This is a genomic window from Fonticella tunisiensis (genome assembly GCF_004364155.1).
GTDB lineage: Bacteria > Bacillota > Clostridia > Clostridiales > Caloramatoraceae > Fonticella > Fonticella tunisiensis.
In genome coordinates, this window is sequence record NZ_SOAZ01000059.1 from 1 (window position 1) to 2,291 (window position 2,291).

The following is a 2,291-nucleotide window of genomic DNA, read 5'->3' on the forward strand; positions in this document are numbered from 1 at the left end:
AGTTTATTTAATCTGCTGTTTTTAGAATCATTTTTTATTATTTTGAGGTTATTATATTGTGACTTTATCAGCATATTTTATTGTGCTGTGTAACAGTAAATTACTAATTGAACGAAACCGCATACTCGGTGGCTATTAAAATTTCTCTATGAAAATGTTCTTTCTGTATCATGGGACTTTAGTAAACTTATTCCTAAACACAAACCCAAAAAGGTTCCTCCAGTTGTTCTGCCTATGGATGAGGTTAATTTAATTTTAGTTTCTACTACCAATATTAAACATAAAGCTATTCTATCAACCATTTATTCCTCCGGACTTAACAAGGACAATAACAAAAACAAGCTTATGACTTTAGATGCATTAGAATTTATTAGAAGGTTTCTTCTGCATATATTTCCGCAAAGATTTATCAAGATACGATACTATGGAATCTTAAGTAACAAGAACAGAAATTTAAAACTTGCGCGATGCCGGAAAATATTTGGGGTAATGATAAAAAAGAAAAAAGACAAACTTAATACTGCTAAATTATTTAAGATGCTAATTGAAATTCCATAGAAGAAAGGTTAATCTTTCAGCATCGTTCAATAACGTACACCCGCAATTGGAGGCTATATAATACTTGCAGATACGAAAAAGGCACTGTGATTTATTTATCATAGTGCCTTTTTTATACATCAACTGCGGATGTACTCTATTTAATTAACCGTCCCCGATCAATATTTATTTAAAAGCTTGTATATTTTTCATAACTGGGATTGCAGATAACGTCTCGAATTTTTTCCGACGCCGAGAAGCTTAGCGAGACTTCGCTTAGCTTCGCAGGTGTAACTTGGCTGTTTTTCCAAGCCAAGCTGAATGGGAATTTTTTGTTAGGTGCAGTAGCGTACGTCTACACCCTATACTAATCCATTCTTTTCTAATATCCATCTATATAAGTCATCTCTTTCAAATACCTTTGTACATAGTTCATGTCCTGCATTAGGTATAATAACTAAAGTAACTTCTCCTCCAGACTTTCTGAGTGCTTCGGCTATTTAAATACTCTCACTATAGATTATTAACATAATCTATAGTACAAACATTAAAAAGATTAATGGATATGCAATATAAATGTTCTTTTTGCTAACGAGATACAAAATGCCGTATAACAAACCACCAAAGAAAGCTAAAATTCCTATCAATAATTCACCTTTGGTAAATATATGTGATAATCCCCATGTTAAGGCAACAAGTATGCCACCCCATGGAATGTTATCTTTCCTAAACCATACCTCTCCAGCCCTTTGAGCAAAAACAATAATTAAAATAAAAAGTATTGTTTCAAATAAATAATAAATGTATTGAAATATGAATTTTAACCAACCGTTAGATAAAAATTCTTTCACGACCTTAAATCCATTCCAACTAATGAATTTAATAACTAAAGAAATAGCTAAAAGTACAAAGCATAAAATCCAATTTTGCAACCCTATAGAACTTTTATAAGAAAAAATATCAAAAGTATATTTTTTCTTTGCTGCTTTAATCAATACCAAAGACACAACAGCCCAAATAATACAAGTTAGTACCCAATGTAATATACTTTCTGTTATAGAAAACTCATTCAGACTTTTGCCATATATAAAAGGTTCAATCAAAAAAGCCAATAGAGCCTCTAAACCTAATCCTGCAAAAGCACATAGACTCAAGCAAAAAAAATTAAATCCATTTTTAAAATTATTCTTTTCAATAACCATCTTTATCTTTCACCCTCACAAACTATAATTAATCATTACGTCGTCTTATCTTACTACTTCCACAAAACTTACTCAAGAATCGCGTCTAACTACCAAATAAACTGACACATGTCGTGATACTCGTGAATAGTCTGACACTGTGTCGGCCATTTATCTATCTGGACTAATTTCCACCTCCCTAATTAAACATCGTTTGGATCAAAATCATTTAATAGCCTGTCGAGTGGGCTTTGTATATTAGAAACACTTTTCTCGGTTACATGGGTATATATTTCTGTTGTTTTTGAGCTTTGATGTCCAAGAAGTTTCTGGATATATCTCAAATCTGTTCCTGATTCTAAAAGATGGGTTGCAAAGGAATGTCTTAGAGAATGTAAGCGTAAAATAATCCCCACCTATTATGTAGATGGGGATTGATGTATCATTATTCTTGACTAGAAACTCTGCAGTTGTCAGATAATGTATCTGACCAGGGAAGTAAAGAATCTATAATGTTCTTGTCCTTGGTATCGACATTTGGAATCTGTTCAAAGAGGTATGTCAGGTAGTTAA

4 protein-coding genes are annotated in these 2,291 nt (G+C 32.1%); 1 reads left to right on the plus strand and 3 read right to left on the minus strand.

The genetic code is table 11. The annotated features are described in order from the left end of the window. Positions 1 to 146 precede the first annotated feature (146 nt). Positions 147 to 302, minus strand: coding sequence for a hypothetical protein (locus EDD71_RS15460; RefSeq protein ID WP_166636514.1), 156 nt, complete (start codon positions 300 to 302; stop codon positions 147 to 149). Between EDD71_RS15460 and EDD71_RS15580 the strand changes: the two genes are divergently transcribed. Continuing rightward, positions 235 to 558, plus strand: coding sequence for a transposase (locus EDD71_RS15580; protein ID WP_207669366.1), 324 nt, complete (start codon positions 235 to 237; stop codon positions 556 to 558). The two genes, EDD71_RS15460 and EDD71_RS15580, sit on opposite strands and share 68 nt — an antisense overlap. Before the next feature lie 512 nt (positions 559 to 1,070). Here the strand turns inward: EDD71_RS15580 and EDD71_RS15040 are convergent. After that, positions 1,071 to 1,739: a hypothetical protein gene (locus EDD71_RS15040; RefSeq protein WP_133629524.1), complete on the minus strand. Its 669-nt coding sequence runs from the start codon at positions 1,737 to 1,739 to the stop codon at positions 1,071 to 1,073. Between the two features lie 182 nt (positions 1,740 to 1,921). Further along, the gene (locus tag EDD71_RS15045; RefSeq protein ID WP_341472352.1) at positions 1,922 to 2,134 is read right to left on the minus strand and encodes a tyrosine-type recombinase/integrase; all 213 of its coding nucleotides are present in this window, start codon (positions 2,132 to 2,134) and stop codon (positions 1,922 to 1,924) included. Positions 2,135 to 2,291 lie beyond the last annotated feature (157 nt).

Bases quoted from the DNA above. Each gene is read 5' to 3' on its own strand.
- EDD71_RS15460 (WP_166636514.1), bottom strand. From the start codon at position 302: ATGGTTGATAGAATAGCTTTATGTTTAATATTGGTAGTAGAAACTAAA.
- EDD71_RS15580 (WP_207669366.1), top strand. From the start codon at position 235: ATGGATGAGGTTAATTTAATTTTAGTTTCTACTACCAATATTAAACAT.
- EDD71_RS15040 (WP_133629524.1), bottom strand. From the start codon at position 1,739: ATGGTTATTGAAAAGAATAATTTTAAAAATGGATTTAATTTTTTTTGC.